The following is a 17675-nucleotide window of genomic DNA, read 5'->3' as shown; positions in this document are numbered from 1 at the left end:
GGTTTGTAATATTTCATGAGCAGAACTGTTTATAAACGTTGGTTCTTATGCGCTGTTTTTTAGCGCATTACGAACCATTACGTTTATAATCAAGCGAAAGCGTGTCTGCGACGAAATATACAAACATCAGAACAGATTATATAAAACAAAAAAGTATGTTTACATGCATAATACTTTGATTTTATGACCCTAACAAATATGAGGAAGTACCAATTTACTTTAGTAAATTAGCGAATTCCTCATATTTGTAAAAATGCGAGATTGTTAACTTGTAAGTTCATCCAATACCACTTTAACTTTTCTTATTATTTCCCTTATATTTTCTGTCTTTGCAGACATTTCTTCTGTTGAAGCCACTAGATTTTGAGTCATGTTATTAATTTCATTTATTCCTGCTGCCAACAATTCAGATTTCCCGATTATATCCACTACTGCGCTATCTATCTTAACCTGATTGGCAGTACTGTTACTTGCCGTTTCTTTTGAGTTTGCAGCAAGTGCGCTTATTTCTGATGCAACGACAGCAAAACCTTTTCCTGCTTCTCCTGCACGTGCAGCTTCAATTGAAGCATTAAGCGAAAGAAGATTTGTGCTATTAGCAATCTTTACGACTTTATTGCTATCCACAGCAAGTTGGTCAATAAGTCCTCTAATAGCTTCCATTGATTCTTTTAGTTCTTCAGTAAACTCTGTTACTCCTGATATCTTACCTGCTATGCTCTCTGAATCTCTAGCATTAGAGTCATTGCCTTTCATCATTATGTCAATAGCAGAGTTCAAATCATCAAATTCTCGATTTATTCCTTCTATCGCCTCTATAAGCCTTACTCTTTCAGCTTCTTCTTTTTCGTGTCTCTTTTTAACTTCCCTAGCTAGATTTTCTGCTCTATTAACTTCCTGTTGTACCAATTCTTTCTGATAATAAATACAATTTTCTTTAACATTAAAGCCGTTAAATATTGCTCTTGCCATTTCTTTACAAGTCTCATAACCACAACAAGTACAATCAATTGTTCTAGACCATTGTGCAGTTTTGCCCATGGAATTAAAAATCTCATCTCTTTGTGCTTCGGTTGGTTCTTTATATGAAGCTGTAGATGACCTGTCAGTATACTTACGAAGATAATCTTCAAGCTTTAGATTTTTAAACTGCTTATTAAAGTTTGCGAAACGTTTCTGAGGAGTATCTGGTTTCGACCATGCATCACCTTTTTTATTTTTCTTTGACTGTTCTTTTATTTTCAAAAGATTATACAAAGCATCGTCTGTTTTGCTCATCTTAGGGTCAACTGCAGTACCACATATGCATCCGTTTTCACAATTAAGTGCATCTATGAATGTAAATGGAGTCTTGCCTCCTTTAATACGATCTTTATTTGCCTGAAGCCATTCATACATTCTCTTTTCGCCTTCTATCTGACGAACTGCTACGTCTTCTCCAAGGAACCAGTGAACATTTTCCTTTAGTCCACCAGGCGTAGGATATATCGAACCAAGACCATATTCTATTTCATCTGTAGCACTTGGTCCTGTGATATTATGTTCTTTCACATATTTCATCAAATGGTTGAAGGTAACATTGTATTGAACAAGTCCTTTATTGTTAGGATCATCAATTTCAAGTTTCTTGGCGATACAAGGAGATATGAAGCAAAGTTTATCCTGAAGTCCCAGAACTTTTCGGACATAGATTGCGCCACACATAAGCGGTGATTGGACTGGGAAGAGTTTTGGAATAAGCTCTGGAGTATAGTTTTCTATATATCTGACAACAGCAGGACATGGTTGCGAAATTCCACCTATAAAATTGTACTTTAAAATATAGTTAAGATATCCCCATGTACAAATATCTGCACCAAATGATATAGATATTATTCTATTAATTCCACATTTTTTAAGACCTCCCAAAACAGAACTATATTCTCTTGGATAATTGGCTAAAAATGCCGGAGCAATAAGAAGCGATATTTTTCACCTTTTTTCAAATCGGCAAAAAATCTTTCTGTATCATCCATAAATTTTCTGGCATCATGTTTACAGGCATCGATACACGCTCCACATGAGACACAGTAATCAGGATTAACTTCTATTCTTCTGATTTTTCCTTCATCATCTTCCACTGACATACATGCTCCCATAGCAGGGCACGCATTAATACATTTATTACATCCAATACAATTATCATCAGTGTACACAAGAGAGGATATATTACCGTCACTCATACATTACCTCCAAAAAGAACTCTATCTTAGGAAAAAATCTTATAATTGCTTTAATTATTATTTATTTCGTCTTTTTATAGGATTTATAAAAGATTAATTTTGAATTAATCTTATTTTTTTGGAAGAATCGATATAAGCTTTTTTGATAAAAAAAACAAGGCAACTAGATTTGCGCATAAACATCAATTTTCTTTTAGTCTTGTATTACAAAAAGCTCTATGACACATATATTCTACGCGCCATAGAGCTTTTTTCACACATTTATTTAAGAAATTTAATATAGCTTAGAAAAAAGTTTTAATCTTGTTGCCACTAAAGAATAAAAAAAATTAGTTTTCACCCTTTGTATCTGACTGGGCATTTTCACCTGGAACTATTTCTTCAACAGCTTTATTTGTATCTGTAACTTCTAGCTTTTTAGTTGGCTCTTTCTTCGCTGCAGCCTTCTTTGAAGAAGTCTTTCCCGTCTTCTTGGCCGTTACTTTTTTTGCAGCTGCTTGCTTAGTTGTAGTCTTCTTACTTGTCTTTTTTACTGTCTTCTTAGCCTCAGGGCTATCTTCAGATACTATTGCGAAGATTCTCTCTTCTTCTATTTTTTCATACTTTTCTTCAATAGCTTTCTGCTGCTGTGCAAGTTCTCTCTCGTACTTTTCTTTGAGTTCTTTAAGAAGTCTTGCTTCTTCTTTCTCATGCTGCGATAAAAGATTCTGTCTATTTTCTTCCTGTTCTTTCAGCTTACTTGCAATTGCTTCTTCTCTTATCTTACGAATCTTCTTCTCTTTTTCTGTATAAGGAATATAGTCAAATACAGCAAGTGACAATGGAGCCATATGGCATACAACAGAGTATTTTCTGCCATCAGCTGGTGTAAGCTCAGCTTCAATCTTGTGATCATTGACTATACCATTACCACCAAAATCAGCAGAATCTGTATTTAAAATTTCCTGATATCTTCCATCATTATTCACACCTACTCTAAGTTCTCTCTCAACTCCTGCCATATTCACTACTACTAAGAGTTCTTCTTCATTTTTACTACTCTTTCTAACAAACGACATCATGCACAAATCTGCTGCCATGGAATTAATCCATTCAAAACCAGCTGCCACATCATCAAGCTCATATAGAGCTGGATGTTCAAAATACATCATGTTCAAATGATACATAAAGTTTTCAAGATGCAGTCCTTTTTCCATAGAAAGGCTATCCATTCCATGGTAGAGCATTTTTCTTCCGGGATGAACATACATATACGCTAGTGCCATCCTTACATTTGCTTCCTTCTGATTCTCATCACCCGGCATCATGTTTTTCAATGAAGTATATCCACCAACATCCTCGTGTGACAAGGACAAAATAAACTTTTCTGTATACGAATACAACATGGAGTACGTAAGTTCATTATGATGCTGTCCTCTAAACAAAGGATCTACCTGCATATATCCAAGAAAATCTCTTGTCCATCCGTTGTTCCATTTATAGTCAAAGCCCAGTCCTCCGTTATCTACATCATCTGTTAGATGGGGCCAGCAGGCAGTTTCTTTTGTAATCATAAGAATACCGTCATCAACCTTTGTAACAAACTTTGTAAGATCCCTGAAAAATTCCTCAGCTTCCAAATTCTCATAACCACCATATATGTTAGGTGTCCATTCTCCTGGTGCTCTGTCATAATCCAAATACAAGACTTTTGAAATATCTGTAAGGCGTAATCCATCAATATGGAACTCCTTAAGAAAATACAGTGCATTAGCAATAAGAAAATTTGTAACCTGATGTCTTCCGTAATCAAAAATAAGTCTTTCTGTACCAGGCTGAGTTCCCTTCATCGCATTTCCATACTCGTAAAGAGGATTTCCATCAAAATATGATAAACCAACATTTCTCTTAGGAAAATATGTTGGAGTCCAGTCGAGAATTACTCTTATCCCCTCTTTGTGCATTTCATTAACAAATGCCATGAAATCAACAAGTTCACCATATTCGCTTTTTATTGCAAAAAAGCTATAGACTTCATATTTATGCTCAGGTTCATGCTCACATACAGGAAGAAGTTCAACTGCGTTAAATCCATTTGATTTCACAAATTTAATAACTTCTTTTGCAAGATTTCTATAATTGGTACTCTCGCCTTCTTCTATGCATGTCTGAGCAAAGTTATCAAGTGAAAGTTCACATATAGAAAGAGCACTTTCTTCTTTGTTATATTTTTTCCTTAATGAAAGCCAGGAAGAATCTTCCCAGGTAATTGTTCCCAGCTCTGAAACTATAGAAACTTCGCTTCTATAATCTTTCATTCTAAATGCATAAGGATCAGGACGAACAAAGATTTCATTTCCCTTTGTCTTTATTTCATACTGATATTCATCACCAACATTAACTTCAGGAATAAAAATCTCAAAGATTCCACTTGCATCAACCATACGCATCTGGTGGATTCTTCCATCCCATCCGTTAAAATTTCCGATAACAGAAACTCTTTGCGCATCCGGCGCCCATACTACGAAATTAACGCCTTTTACGTCGCCTCTTTCCATCCTGTGCGAACCCATGATTTTGTAAACCGCGTCATGAATTCCACTGTTAAATTTGATTCCATCTTCTCTTGTAAACAGTGATTTGAAATTATAAGGGTCATGAAAAATATGTTCTTTTCCCTGCTTATCAACAGCTTTGTAACTATAGCAAAAGTTACTTTTATATGGAACAAGAACTGCGAAAAATCCGGATTCGTCTGTCATCTCCATTTCGTATTCTTTTCCATCTTTTGCTATGACGCTGACCTTGGTATCTTCAGGTCTAAAAGTTTGAATAAGCAGTGAATTTTCAACCTTATGTGCACCAAGAATGCGGTGCGGATCTTTTCCGTCCGAATATGTTATTTCTTCAATTTCGGGCCAATTCATCAGTTTGTAAAGCTTATTATTCAAGGTGGTTCTCCTCCCTATTTTCCATTAAATGTCGCTTTAACAGGCCTTTGCCTTAAAAAGCGGCAATGCTACTACTACTAACTAATTCTTACCTTTATTGAAAACATAAATATAGCCAATTATCCATGAATACCCCAAGAATGGATAATTGACTATATTTTAACATAAAATCATATAATTATCGAGTTTTTTCAAAATTTATGAATAAATAAGCCGCTCAAAAGTTTAGGTTCAAACCATGTAGACTTTGGAGGCATCAGCCTCTTATTATCTGCTACGTTGAAAAGTTCCTCTATGCTTGTTGGAAACATTGCAAAAGCAACTTCAAAACCATTTTCGCATCTTTTCTCAAGTTCTCTAAGACCTCGTATGCCTCCAACGAAATCTATTCTCGAATCATTTTTAGGATCATCAATTCCCAGAATAGGTGAGAGTATTTCATTTTGCAAAATAGCTACGTCAAGGTTATCAACAGCGTCTTTGTTCTGACAACATTTTCTTGCCTTTATCTTGTACCACTCGCCTCCAAGATACATTCCAGCTTCATATTTTTCTTTCGGAGAATAGGGTTCTTTACCCATTAACTCTATTTCGTATCTTTGAGATACAAGATTTAGAAACTCTTCTTTGGTATAGCCATTTAAATCCTTTACGATTCGGTTATAATCCATAATCATAAGTTCATCATCAGGAAAAATGACAGAAAGAAAATACTCATACTCTTTGTCCATTACTTCTTCCGTATCTTTATTTCTTCGCTTATTTGCAACTCTTACTGCAGATGCACATCTATGATGCCCATCTGCTATATACAAAGCCCCAGTTTTCCTGAACATTTCTGATATTTTCTTACAGGCTTTTTCATCATCAATTATGTAGACTTTATTTTCCACTCCATCACCAGACGTGAAATCATATAATAGATTTTTATCTTTCTTAAAAGAATAAATATAATTTCTTATCTGATCATCGTGTTTATAACCAAGAAAAATAGGTCCTGTCTGTGCACTGCATGTGTCGATATGGCGTATTCTATCTTGTTCTTTCTTTGCAAGAGTGTTCTCATGCTTTTTTATAACATTTTGTTCATAGTCTTTTACTGAGCATAAACATACAAGTCCTGTCTGTGTGCGATTTCTAAAAGTCTGTTCATAAATATACAGGCAGTCTTTTTTATCCTGTATGAATACTTTTTCGTTTATTCTTTTTTCCAAAAGCTCACTTGCCTTTTGATATACTTTATCGGCATACATGTCCGTATCTTTGGTAAAGTTCACTTCTGCTCTATCTATAGATAAAAAGGAGAGCGGATTGTCTTCTACAACCGCTCTTGCCTCTTTACTGCTTACTACATCATATGGAAGTGCTGCAACTTTACTTGCATATTCTTCTGACGGACGATATGCCTTAAATGGTCTTACAATCGCCATACTTACTCCCTTTTCTTTACAGATTACCGCGTACTACACGTACTCGGAAAACACCCTCTATTGATTCAAGTTTCTTTACAAGTCCTTCATCAACTTCACTCTCAAGATCAAGCATTGTATATGCAATATCGCCCTTGGATTTATTAACCATTGTGTTAATGTTAATTCCAAGTTCACCAATTCCCTGAGTAAACTGTGAAATCATGTTTGCAACATTTTCATGGAAAATAGCTACTCTTGGTTTAGTACATACGCCCATATCAACCTTAGGATAGTTAACTGAATTGTTGATATTTCCATTATTGAGGTAGTCCATCATCTCCATTACTGCTTTTACTGCGCAGTTATCCTCTGACTCCTGAGTTGATGCTCCAAGATGAGGAATAACGATACAATTGTCATGACCAGCTGTTGTACTGTTAGGAAAATCTGTAACATATTTACGTATCTTTCCAGAATTAATACCAGAAAGGACTGCATTCTCATCACAAAGAATATCTCTTGCAAGATTCAAAATAATTACACCCTTCTTCATCTTGGCAATAGCTGCGTCATTAATCATCCCCTTTGTAGAATCAAGCGCAGGAACATGGATTGTGATAATATCACATTTAGCATAGATATCATCTACATTTGTTACATGATGAACATCAGATGAAAGATTCCATGCTGCATCTACAGAAAGATATGGATCAAAACCATAAACATCCATTCCAAGAAGTTTAGCAGCATTTGCAACTCTTACACCGATTGCTCCAAGTCCGATTATTCCCAGTTTTTTTCCTGCAATTTCTGTGCCTGCAAATTTCTTCTTACTCTTTTCGGTAAGTTTGGAAATCTCAGGATCTCTCGCATTAGCCTTAACCCATTCTACTCCTCCGATAATATCACGGGATGCTAAAAGCATTGCTGCAATAACCATTTCCTTAACTCCATTTGCATTTGCTCCAGGAGTATTGAAAACTACAATTCCCTGACGAGCGCATCTATCAAGCGGAATGTTATTAACACCCGCACCTGCTCTTGCAATGCAAAGAAGCTTGTCGGAAAATTCCATGTCATTCATTACTGCGCTTCTTACAAGAATTCCATCTGCATCATCAACATTGTCAGTTGCTGTAAAATTATCAGAAAAATTGTTAAGTCCCACCTTAGCAATTGGATTTAAGCATTTATATTTGTACATACCTTTTCTCCTTATAATTGGTCAGTTTTCTTTTTCAAATTTATCCATGAACTGAACAAGCTTCTCTACGCCTTCCTTAGGCATTGCGTTATAGATAGATGCTCTCATTCCGCCTACAGTTCTATGTCCCTTAAGAGAAACAAGTCCATTCTCCGCTGCCTCTTTAACAAATTTTGCATTAAGTTCTTCACTATCGGTAACAAATGGAACATTCATAAGACTTCTGTCTTCAACATTTGTAACAGTTGGTCTAAAGAGCTTACTGTTGTCAAGATAATCATACAGAATCTTTGCCTTTTCCTGATTTCTTGCCTGCATCTCTTTAAGACCGCCATTTGCCTTAAGCCACTTGAATACAAGGCCGCACATGTATATGCTCCAGCAGTTAGGAGTATTAAACAGTGACCCTTTATCAGCCTGTGTTTTGAACTTAAGCATCGTAGGTGTAAATGGCATTACATCATCTCTAATAAGATCTTCACGAATAATGGAGATAACAAGTCCTGCAGGGCCTACATTTTTCTGAACTCCACCATAGATTATTCCATATTTGGAGATATCTTCAGGTTCAGACAAAAAGCATGAAGATACATCGGCTACAAGGTCTTTGCCCTTTGTATTTGGAAGTTTGGAGAAATGAGTTCCGTAAATTGTATTGTTTTTGCATATATATACATAGTCCATATCGTCAGTGATTGGAAGATTACTACAATCCGGAATATATGTAAATGTCTTATCTTCTGAAGAAGCAAGTTTTACACTTTCTCCATAAATCTTTGCTTCCTGATAAGCCTTTTTAGCCCACTGACCGGTTACGATATAACCAGCTTTCTTGTTCTTCATAAGGTTCATAGGAATAGCTGCAAATTGCTGGTAAGCACCCCCTTGCAGAAACAAAACCTTATAATTATCAGGAATATTATATAAATCTCTAATATCCTGTTCTGCTGTCTGAATGATATTATCAAATGTCTTAGATCTGTGACTCATCTCGTTAACAGACATTCCACATCCATGATAATCGAGTAATTCTCTCTGAGCTTCTAACAAAACTTCCTCTGGCAATACTGCTGGACCTGCTGAAAAATTATAGACTCTAGCCATAACTTAAATACCTCCACCTTTTTTATCTGTTACACTTTATCACACAGAAAGCAAGGCTCGCTTTCTTATATTTTTAACAGCATCTTTTCACCTCTTTATCGGTTCACTTCGATAAAGCAGTTGTATTAAAATACATTTTACTGCATATTATTTTTTTGTCAACACGAAAGAATTATTTTTTTGAAATCTTCAAAATTAATTTTCTCACATACAACTTAAATTATCAAGCGTTATTTTATCGTTATTACGTTTGTTTTTTCTTTTGTTTTTTGATTTAAAGGTAGATTTACGCAATTGAATACTATGGTTGGATTCGATATTTACTTGATTTTCTGATTTTTTCATGGAAGTATTTTTAATTTTAAAATTGATTTATGCCAAGTAGTTTTCTTCTTATAAGATATCACTTTATCGTTTTTGATTTTTTCAAAATTGATTAAATTCACTCTGATTTTCATTCTTTTATTCTATCTTTTATACCCATTAACAATAACATATTTCTATTTTTTCAATGTATTTTTACAACCATAATACGGACTTCTTGCAATAATAAATGTTCCCCTGTCAGCAGAATTTCTATAAAAAAAGAAGTGCTGAGCCTCAGATTGCTAGCAGCACTTCTAAAAAAGGATTTAGTATTTTAAACGCAGGTAGGAAGTTGTGCGTCTAAAACCATTATGTATAGATTTTTGTCACTACGTTCCAAAAACTACGCAAACTGGCCATTTGAAAAGGCTTCGCCTTGGACCAGTTTGCCACTTGGCTTTTGTTCTCACGAAACTCGCAGTAAATGCGAGTTTCTGATTATAAGTGACAAGAAGTCATATAAATATTTGGTAAAAGCATTTTTATTTTTTGTAGATGTTTAACTTTTGTTATAAATTATATCAGTCTTTACTCGACATCTGCGAGTGCTGCAATTCCTTCTTCGCCTGTGCGAATCTTTACAACATTATCAAGACTATAGATGAATATCTTTCCATCTCCGATGTGACCTGTGTAAAGGGCTTTCTTAGCAGCTTCTATAACATTCTCTACCGGAATCGTGCTCACTACCACCTCAAGTTTAATCTTAGGAAGAAGTGTGGCATCCATTTCAACTCCACGATACATCTCGCCTGAGCCTTTCTGAATGCCACAACCCATTACCTGGGTTACAGTCATACCGGTTACGCCAAGATCATTCATTGCTCTTCTGAGCTTGTCGTAACGAGATAACTTAGCAACAATAACAACTTTGTAAATGCCTGACTCTGTATGCATAGGTGTTGTTACAACCTTTACAGAGGCATTTTTCTGTATTTCTGAAGCCTCTTCATAGCTATCAGCTCCGAGGTCTGTATTATCATTAATAGACATGTTCAAAGTATTGGAAACATCCATAATAGCAAATCCTGAATAAGCAGATGCAAGACCATGCTCTGTTGCATCAAGACCAAGAATTTCTTCTTCTTCACTAACGCGAAGTCCCATTACTGCTTTAATAACAAGGAATGTGATTGTAATACTTACTGTTGTCCATGCAGCTGTACTAAACATTCCAACAAACTGTATTCCCAAAAGCTTGAATCCGCCACCGTAGAAAAGACCAAGCATTTCTTTTCCTTTAGAATCAGCGATAGAATATCCTGGAGCTGTATTTGTGGCAAAAAGTCCTACAGCAAGAGTTCCCCAAATACCATTTAAGCAATGTACTGCAACAGCTCCTACAGGATCATCAATATGAAGCTTATAGTCAAGGAACCATACTCCAAAGCAAACAAGAAGGCCAGCTACAATACCTATTACAATTGATCCAAAGGCATCTGCTACATCACAAGGTGCTGTGATTGCAACAAGTCCGGCAAGAGATGCGTTAAGACACATTGAAACATCAGGCTTACCATATTTTATCCATGTAAAAATCATACATGTAACTGTTGCAAGTGCTGGAGATATTGTTGTTGTTACAAATACTGAACCAAGCTGTTCTACTGATTTACAAGCTGCTCCGTTAAACCCGTACCATCCAAGCCAGAGAATAAATACGCCGAGTGCTGCGGCTGTAAGATTATGTCCTGGGAAAGCATTAACTTTTGTTACCTTTCCAGATTTATCTTTCTCAAACTTACCAATACGAGGTCCTAATAAAGCTGCTCCGATGAGAGCTGAGATACCACCCACCATATGAATGCAGTTAGAACCGGCAAAATCGTGGAATCCCATCTGTGAAAGCCAACCGCCGCCCCATGTCCAATGTGCTTCAATAGGATAAATCACTGCTGAAATAACTGCTGAGTATACACAGTACGAAATAAACTTTGTTCTTTCAGCCATTGATCCAGATACAATTGTAGCAGTTGTTGCACAGAACACTAAGTTAAATACAAAATTTGACCAATCGAAATTTGAATAATTTGTAAAAATATCAAATCCAGGTTTACCAATAATTCCCATCATATCTTCGCCAAGGAAAAGTCCAAAACCTATGATGATGAATACAACTGTACCAATACAGAAATCCATCAAGTTTTTCATTATGATATTACCTGTATTTTTGGCTCTTGTGAAACCAGCCTCGCACATTGCAAAACCAGCCTGCATCCAAAATACAAGAGCTGCACCTATCAAGAACCAAACCGCAAATACGCTGGAATTAACCGCGCTAAGAATTTCCTCACTCATACTTTTCTTCCTCCTGAAAAAAGCGGTGCAACAGGATTCAAAACCAATGTTTTGATGCCCCATTGCACCGCTTTAACTTTATTTTTTTTAGAGAACTTGTCTCTTCCCAAACTCTTTTTTATTCAGAAAAATATGACTTCTTACTGAGATTTAGGATAATCATCTGCAAGAATCCTGCTTCGCAGGACAAAATTTGTCTTAACGACAAATTTTGGTCTGGTACGGTTCTTGATTTTCCTGATGAAAACAAGAACCTATAGAAATACAAAGAATGCGTACCCGGGATTAACGCACTATTTGTAAAAAAGGACAAGCTGAATAAACTATTGTTTTTCAAAATCCCTATAAAACAATAAAGGCGTCTTAGAGATAATCTCTAAGACGCCCTTGTCCTTATGTTTTGTTATTCTACTATCCTGCTTGGACTTTGTCAATATATTTTTTTAATTTTCACAAAATAAAATTTTTTTGATTTTTTTCAAAAAAACTATTGCACACTTAGTATAGATATGATATATTGATATAGCTGTCGCAGGGAACAACCAAGGCAGAAATAAACATATATGCCGGTGTGTCGGAATTGGCAGACGAGACAGACTCAAAATCTGTTGTCAGCAATGGCGTATGGGTTCGAGTCCCATCACCGGCATCTAAAAAAAGCTTGTTGAGGAATCAACAAGCTTTTTTATTACTATATAAATAATAAGAAGGAGCTTATATTATAACAATAAGTTCCTTCTTTTCTTGTTCTTGATAATTGTAATATGTTTTTTGTTTATGCTATTATTGAAACACTACGCATTTAAGGGGGTTTTTACTTAAAACACAACTCTTTAATTATAGTTAAATCATCAACACATCTATATAACTTCTTTTCAAGTTCTTCATCAGGCTTTGTCAAATCCGGTACCATGATTACCTTGCAGCCCGCTTCAAAGGCCGATGTAACTCCATTGGGTGAATCTTCGACAGCAAACGTTCTATCTGGTGACAAGCCTAACTCTTTGCAAGCATAGCTGTATATATCTGGTGCTGGTTTTCCTTTTTCAACCATATTGGCACAGATTATTCTATCAAACATGTCAAATAAAGAAAGCTTTTCCAAATACCCTTTAGTGCGCTCATAATCATTAGCCGTGGCAAGTGCTGTAAGTATTCCATTTTCTCTAAGCCAAGTAAGAATCTCCACTGCCCCTTTTTTCAAAGGAATTCCACCTTCTTTTATAAGATTTGCAACAATTTCCTTACGATATTCTCTAACTTTATAATAATCGAAGTTTTCTCCGAACCATTCCTTGAATTTTAAAGGAGCAAAAGGTCTTCCCAAGGATCTAAGCTCTAATGCAATATTTTCATCACATTCATACCCAAAATGATTCAAAGCCTTAGGCCAAGCAATTTTATAGTATTTTTCAGTATCAGTTATTGTTCCGTCCAAATCAAAAATAACTGCATCAACAACCTTTTCTTGTGACATAAAATCTCCAATAATCATTTTTTTGTGAACAATCCCGACAAAACAGATAGTATTCCATTTGAAGAATCCAGCACACATGAGCTTTTAAGTTCTTCCATAAGTTCTTCCATACTGCCAATTCGTTTATCCTTATCAAGCTCTATTCCATTCATTATAACTTGCTGCTGCCTTTTATTAAGCTTTTCCAAAAGAAGCTGTCTTATCATAAGATCTGTTTCTTCATTTCTCTTATCTGCCGGTTCTAATACACTTCCAGTCAAAAGGTAATATATCATTGCACAAAAAGAATAAACATCTGTCCATGGCCCTATTTCGACTGATCTGTCATATTCTTCATAAGCGGCATATCCTGGCTTAAGTAAAGCAGGAAGTTTCTCGATTTTCTTCGTAAAAACAGGCGGATTAGTGTCCATCGCAAGTGGAGCTCCTCCATGAGCCTTAAATGAAGGATAACGGCTAACAGAACCAAAATCAAGAAGCTTAGCACTTCCATCTGGCTGTATCATAATGTTGGACGGACTTATATCACGATGAATAATTCCACGCTCATGAATTCTGGATAACACTTTCATAATAGGCTCTAACATTACATATATTTCCTCAAAAGAAATATCCGGATTGAGCTTTCTATACTGTTCAAGCGTCACTCCTTCCAAAAATTCCATGACTATATATACAGTTTTATTCTGACTAAAAATATCCTGTACTCTGACTACGCCTTCATCACCTTCAAAATCTGCAAGTGTTCTCGCCTCCTGAAGACAATTTGCCTTTTCTAATTCATACAAATCCTCCTTGTCATAAGCAATAAGCATAATCTCACCACTTTTATCAGGATTTCTAAGCACAAGCCTTTCAGGATAATATTCTTTTATTGCAACTTTCTTATCAAGACGTGTATCACAGGCTGAATACGTAATTCCGAATCCGCCCTGACCAATAGCACATCCGATATAATATCTGTCCTGAAGTACTGTTGCAATAGGCAACGTAAAATCAGGATTCTTCATTTTTATCTTTTTCCCACAAAAAATGCAGTTTTCGACATTTTCAGGGATTAATTCCAAACAATGCGGACAACGCAAATCCCCCACGTTAATCCTCCCTTAACTATTAAAAACTTGCCAATAATCTCACTCTTCCAAGTATTATTTCAGTACCCGAAAAAATAGCTATCGGTTCATCAATTTTCTGACCATTTACAATTACAACATTTGTCTGACTAAGGTTTTCAACGTACGTCTTGCCACCTGAAACATAAATTCTACAATGCTTGTTAGAAACAGTCTCATCATAGTTTACACAAACTTTGCATGATGTGTCAAAGCCCACTTCAACAGGTTCAGATAAAGAACAGTCAAAGACCTTATCAGGCCTGTCTTTATCAACAAGTTTAATTCTTGATGGCCCTTGAAAAAGGAACATTGTTCCGCTTGTATCATAATGTGGTAAATCTACGAACACTGTCTTATGTTCAGAGCTAACAAAAACATTATCGCTATCATTTGCTGCCTTGACACCATTAACACTATTAACGGTATTTAATGTATTATTGGCAAAAGTTTTTCTTGCTTCTGACAATTTTTTTGCTTCTTTTTCAGCTCTTCTCTGATTCAAAGCATTAAGTGCTATATAGGCAAGGAGTCCAATAATAAATACTGCTAATATAGCTATTATTGTTATAAAAACATTAGAGCTGATTTCTTCCATGTTCCTTAGTTCCTTTCACGCTGCTTATCTGCTTCTTCATGCATCAAAGAAGCTAGTACTTCTAATTCTTTAATATCTTCATTCAATTTGTCTAGCATTATCTGACATTTTGTTGCAAAAGCCGACGCATTATCACATTTCCAGTTTTCTCTTACTTTGGCATCTGCTTCCTCAAGCTTATCCACTGTCTCTTTTCTTAGCATAAGAGCTAGTTCTTCTATCTTATCAGCTGTTTTTCCATATTTTTCAGGATCATATATTTTCTCACTATTCATTTTTCTATCCTTTACTGACTTTGATAATTAATCAATAATCTGACTGTCAAATACTATATCAGAATGCTGTTTTTCCTCTACTTCAGGCAAAACAGCAGCCATTTTATAAAGTTCTTCTGTAAGCTCATCAAAAATTTCACGATGAACGCGTCCTGCATCCCCTTTCCAATACGCTTTTGTTCTATCCATTATTCTCTCTAGTTCTTTTATTTCATTCTCTGCACGACTCATTGATTCTACTTAGTCCTCTCCAACTCGTATTCCATCAATTAATTCTCTAACAGACTGTTCAGCCTTTAAATAGGTTTCAGCTGAAAGTTTAAGGCTGTTAGAAAACGCTTCAAGATTTGTCATTGTCGTATCTATTGTCTTTTTTTGTTCAACAGTTAACCTATCATAGGTATCATCTTTTAGCTTCTTCAAACGGCGAACACACTCTTCAAAACTGCGTACATCACCTAGAAGTTCATTTACATCTATTTCAAACTCGTCCACGTTCAAAAACCTCTCCCTTATTCAATCATCTAGATTTTCACCTCTAACCACCTTCAAATACGAGCTTTCAAGCGGCTCTAAATAATTCATCAATGCTTCTTCTCTGCATTCATACATAAAGCCTTCTCCATCAGAATGATCAGTTATGAAATTATCTGTATCCATATATATTTTAACTATTGTACTAAACGCTGAACCAATCTGTCTTAACTTAATAAAATCCTTCTCGAGCTTTTCATGAATCTTATGAAGTTCCATGAAAGCACTGCTGTCTGGTTCTTCGTTTTTAAGCTGCTTTTCGATTATCTCAAGTTCAGCAAGAATTGCTTCAGTCTTTTTATAAATTTCGACTCTTTCTTCTACATTTTCAAATAAAACTTTAGTATTTACTCGCATTTATTCTTCCTTCAAACCAACATTATTCTGTCAGCATTGTGAATTCCCTGTGATTCTAGAGATAGATTCTTATCAAGAATACATTCTCTTCTCTTAGAACACAATACCATTTCGTCAATATCTCCGATTAACCGGCAATGATGCTTCTGACATAAAATGTCAGCAATCTCACGCAAAACGCCGCCAACTTTAGCCTTTTCATCCAGACTAAACTGATATCTTCTATCCAAAGACATAACTTCAACATCTACCAAAATCATGTTAAATGCCTCTTTTTACATAAAAGGATTTTATAAATCACTCCAAAGTTCTTCGCTATCTATAAAGACCTGCATTGAATTTTTTTCATCATCAAGAATGTTACTAGCACTACATTCAATACGATAATTCATATATTTTCCTCTGCACATCATTCCCAATCGAGTGAGTTCTCCATCGCTGCTTCTGAAAAATCGAAGTGCAAATACAGCTTCTACACCTGCTACTTTATTAACTTCATCCATCCACTCTTTCATAGTGCACGGACCAGGTACTTTCAAAGCTTTAAGATATTGAAGCTGAATCTGCTCTGGATCTATTTCTTTAATGTATTCCTCACTCTTTTCATATTTAGAAGGAAGAACATCTTCTAAATCAAATCCAATTCTAAGATATTCATCTAAATCTTCTCTTGGAATAGAACTAATAGCAAGCTGGTCTTCTTTTACATTTTGAGATAGCTCCATAATAGCCACTGTATCAGATGTAACATACAAAAACTTTTGTTTCCACTCATCATCATATGGTGTAAGTTCAATTACCCTTGTAGCCTCGAGCATGGGCTTCAAAAATTTAAATGCCTCTTCCGATGGAGTGACACTATCCTTGTCAGTATCTCCTGCATCCAAGAGTCCTCTTTTGGTAAGCTTGAAAACAGCCTGAAGCATTGAAATATCTGAAACCTCTTCCTTATGAGGAAGTCTTGGACCAACAATTTTCTTTCTTCCAGCAGACAATAATAAAACTGCCAACTCTAAACGGCTAAACAAAAACCCTCTATATATTTTTGATGCCATATTCTTTTACCGCCTTCTTATAAGTTCTAGAAACGGGAATTCTATCACCGTTTTTCATTATAATATAATTTTCTGACAAAAACATTTTGTCTATATGAGACATATTGATGATATAGCTTCTATGACATCGCACAAAACTATGTGGTAGCCTTTTAGATATATCTTCTAGAGAATCATACATTCCGTATTCTTCTTTTTTCATTTTAAGGAAAACTTTCTTCTCTCTAGCTTCCACGTAATCGATAATATCAACCTGAAGATACTTTTGAGCATTTCCTGTATAAACTGTAAGAAGATCATTTTTGCTCTTGCTTATTCTTTCACCAAGAACAGAAAATGACTCATCTAATACTTCCATTAAATCTTCTTTTTCATATGGTTTCAAAACAAGAGAATCCGGATTAACTCCAGCCTTAACATATCTCATAGGATTCATTCTACTTGATGCAAAAATCATCAAAAATGAAGCTGGACAGTGTTTGCGCAAGTTAATCAGTTCTTCTTCTGCACCATTTGCTGTCACATCCCATCCTATAACGTCCTGTTTAGAATACTGCTCTATATGTCCCATTACAGAATCTACATTCTCACTATAATAATATTCCCATTTTTCATCTGTATATTTAGCTGCATACTGTGGAATAAGCTCTTGCAACTGCCTTGTTTCCAGTCTGCTGCTCATCAACGCAAGATATCTTATCATGCATTTAACCCTTTCTGTCCATTAGTAT

General features: G+C 35.5%; 17 protein-coding genes and 1 tRNA gene. 1 reads left to right on the top strand and 17 read right to left on the bottom strand.

Translation table 11 applies throughout. The features are described from left to right. Nucleotides 1-264: 264 nt before the first annotated feature. The 7 genes from G634_RS17890 to G634_RS0103815 form a co-directional block, all read right to left on the bottom strand. The gene (locus G634_RS17890) at nt 265-1908 is read right to left on the bottom strand and encodes a [Fe-Fe] hydrogenase large subunit C-terminal domain-containing protein (RefSeq protein ID WP_242826760.1); all 1644 of its coding nucleotides are present in this window, start codon (nt 1906-1908) and stop codon (nt 265-267) included. A gap of 29 nt (nt 1909-1937) precedes the next feature. After that, on the bottom strand, nt 1938-2222 hold the full coding sequence (locus G634_RS21500) for a 4Fe-4S binding protein (protein ID WP_242826759.1): 285 nt from the start codon (nt 2220-2222) through the stop codon (nt 1938-1940). A 329-nt stretch (nt 2223-2551) separates the two neighbouring features. Next, nucleotides 2552-5152 (bottom strand): 1,4-alpha-glucan branching enzyme, encoded by a 2601-nt coding sequence (gene glgB, locus G634_RS17885; RefSeq protein WP_051233666.1) that lies wholly within the window; start codon nt 5150-5152, stop codon nt 2552-2554. A 191-nt stretch (nt 5153-5343) separates the two neighbouring features. Continuing rightward, nucleotides 5344-6582 (bottom strand): DUF1015 domain-containing protein, encoded by a 1239-nt coding sequence (locus tag G634_RS0103830; protein ID WP_026504178.1) that lies wholly within the window; start codon nt 6580-6582, stop codon nt 5344-5346. A 16-nt stretch (nt 6583-6598) separates the two neighbouring features. Beyond that, on the bottom strand, nt 6599-7768 hold the full coding sequence (locus G634_RS0103825; protein WP_026504177.1) for a phosphoglycerate dehydrogenase: 1170 nt from the start codon (nt 7766-7768) through the stop codon (nt 6599-6601). A 21-nt stretch (nt 7769-7789) separates the two neighbouring features. Next, the gene (serC, locus tag G634_RS0103820; protein WP_026504176.1) at nt 7790-8872 is read right to left on the bottom strand and encodes a 3-phosphoserine/phosphohydroxythreonine transaminase; all 1083 of its coding nucleotides are present in this window, start codon (nt 8870-8872) and stop codon (nt 7790-7792) included. A gap of 894 nt (nt 8873-9766) precedes the next feature. Then, nucleotides 9767-11536, bottom strand: coding sequence for an ammonium transporter (locus G634_RS0103815; protein WP_026504175.1), 1770 nt, complete (start codon nt 11534-11536; stop codon nt 9767-9769). Nucleotides 11537-12101: 565 nt separating this feature from the next. Here G634_RS0103815 and G634_RS0103805 point away from each other — a divergent pair. Further along, a tRNA-Leu gene (locus G634_RS0103805) sits at nt 12102-12185 on the top strand. 165 nt (nt 12186-12350) lie between these two features. Here G634_RS0103805 and G634_RS0103800 read toward each other — a convergent pair. Genes G634_RS0103800 through G634_RS0103755 form a run of 10 tightly spaced genes read right to left on the bottom strand, consistent with a single transcriptional unit; the run spans nt 12351 to nt 17647 of the window. Beyond that, nucleotides 12351-13013: an HAD family hydrolase gene (locus G634_RS0103800; RefSeq protein ID WP_051233665.1), complete on the bottom strand. Its 663-nt coding sequence runs from the start codon at nt 13011-13013 to the stop codon at nt 12351-12353. A 14-nt stretch (nt 13014-13027) separates the two neighbouring features. Next, the gene (locus G634_RS20140; RefSeq protein WP_051233664.1) at nt 13028-14107 is read right to left on the bottom strand and encodes a serine/threonine protein kinase; all 1080 of its coding nucleotides are present in this window, start codon (nt 14105-14107) and stop codon (nt 13028-13030) included. Nucleotides 14108-14126: 19 nt separating this feature from the next. After that, nucleotides 14127-14723 carry an FHA domain-containing protein gene (locus G634_RS0103790; RefSeq protein ID WP_026504173.1) on the bottom strand — a complete coding sequence of 199 codons (597 nt, stop codon included), beginning with the start codon at nt 14721-14723 and terminating at the stop codon, nt 14127-14129. A gap of 5 nt (nt 14724-14728) precedes the next feature. Then, nucleotides 14729-14998, bottom strand: coding sequence for a hypothetical protein (locus G634_RS0103785; RefSeq protein ID WP_026504172.1), 270 nt, complete (start codon nt 14996-14998; stop codon nt 14729-14731). A gap of 27 nt (nt 14999-15025) precedes the next feature. After that, entirely contained in the window at nt 15026-15229 is a 204-nt protein-coding gene (locus G634_RS0103780) for a hypothetical protein (protein ID WP_026504171.1), read from the bottom strand. A gap of 9 nt (nt 15230-15238) precedes the next feature. Next, complete coding sequence (locus tag G634_RS0103775) at nt 15239-15493, bottom strand: hypothetical protein (RefSeq protein ID WP_026504170.1); 255 nt, start codon at nt 15491-15493, stop codon at nt 15239-15241. Nucleotides 15494-15514: 21 nt separating this feature from the next. Further along, on the bottom strand, nt 15515-15889 hold the full coding sequence (locus tag G634_RS0103770) for a hypothetical protein (RefSeq protein WP_026504169.1): 375 nt from the start codon (nt 15887-15889) through the stop codon (nt 15515-15517). 11 nt (nt 15890-15900) lie between these two features. After that, a complete protein-coding gene (locus G634_RS0103765; protein WP_026504168.1) occupies nt 15901-16149 on the bottom strand; it encodes a hypothetical protein in 249 nt (82 codons plus the stop codon). Between the two features lie 30 nt (nt 16150-16179). After that, nucleotides 16180-16944 (bottom strand): hypothetical protein, encoded by a 765-nt coding sequence (locus G634_RS0103760; RefSeq protein WP_026504167.1) that lies wholly within the window; start codon nt 16942-16944, stop codon nt 16180-16182. Further along, nucleotides 16925-17647 (bottom strand): LytR/AlgR family response regulator transcription factor, encoded by a 723-nt coding sequence (locus G634_RS0103755; protein ID WP_026504166.1) that lies wholly within the window; start codon nt 17645-17647, stop codon nt 16925-16927. Before G634_RS0103755 ends, G634_RS0103760 begins: the two co-directional genes overlap by 20 nt. Between the last annotated feature and the right edge of the window lie 28 nt (nt 17648-17675).

The sequence above is a fragment of the Butyrivibrio sp. NC3005 genome (genome assembly GCF_000424545.1).
Lineage (GTDB): Bacteria > Bacillota > Clostridia > Lachnospirales > Lachnospiraceae > Butyrivibrio.
The sequence above is the reverse complement of the archived record's forward strand: the minus strand, read 5'-3'. Positions and strand labels throughout refer to the sequence as shown.

What these genes read in the sequence shown, in the direction of transcription:
- G634_RS0103760 (WP_026504167.1), bottom strand. Translation starts at nt 16,944, where the DNA reads ATGGCATCAAAAATATATAGAGGGTTTTTGTTTAGCCGTTTAGAGTTG.
- G634_RS0103780 (WP_026504171.1), bottom strand. Translation starts at nt 15,229, where the DNA reads ATGAGTCGTGCAGAGAATGAAATAAAAGAACTAGAGAGAATAATGGAT.
- serC (WP_026504176.1), bottom strand. Translation starts at nt 8,872, where the DNA reads ATGGCTAGAGTCTATAATTTTTCAGCAGGTCCAGCAGTATTGCCAGAG.
- G634_RS0103755 (WP_026504166.1), bottom strand. Translation starts at nt 17,647, where the DNA reads ATGATAAGATATCTTGCGTTGATGAGCAGCAGACTGGAAACAAGGCAG.
- G634_RS0103770 (WP_026504169.1), bottom strand. Translation starts at nt 15,889, where the DNA reads ATGCGAGTAAATACTAAAGTTTTATTTGAAAATGTAGAAGAAAGAGTC.
- G634_RS0103785 (WP_026504172.1), bottom strand. Translation starts at nt 14,998, where the DNA reads ATGAATAGTGAGAAAATATATGATCCTGAAAAATATGGAAAAACAGCT.
- G634_RS0103815 (WP_026504175.1), bottom strand. Translation starts at nt 11,536, where the DNA reads ATGAGTGAGGAAATTCTTAGCGCGGTTAATTCCAGCGTATTTGCGGTT.
- G634_RS0103800 (WP_051233665.1), bottom strand. Translation starts at nt 13,013, where the DNA reads ATGTCACAAGAAAAGGTTGTTGATGCAGTTATTTTTGATTTGGACGGA.
- G634_RS0103765 (WP_026504168.1), bottom strand. Translation starts at nt 16,149, where the DNA reads ATGATTTTGGTAGATGTTGAAGTTATGTCTTTGGATAGAAGATATCAG.
- G634_RS21500 (WP_242826759.1), bottom strand. Translation starts at nt 2,222, where the DNA reads ATGAGTGACGGTAATATATCCTCTCTTGTGTACACTGATGATAATTGT.
- G634_RS0103790 (WP_026504173.1), bottom strand. Translation starts at nt 14,723, where the DNA reads ATGGAAGAAATCAGCTCTAATGTTTTTATAACAATAATAGCTATATTA.
- G634_RS0103825 (WP_026504177.1), bottom strand. Translation starts at nt 7,768, where the DNA reads ATGTACAAATATAAATGCTTAAATCCAATTGCTAAGGTGGGACTTAAC.
- G634_RS0103830 (WP_026504178.1), bottom strand. Translation starts at nt 6,582, where the DNA reads ATGGCGATTGTAAGACCATTTAAGGCATATCGTCCGTCAGAAGAATAT.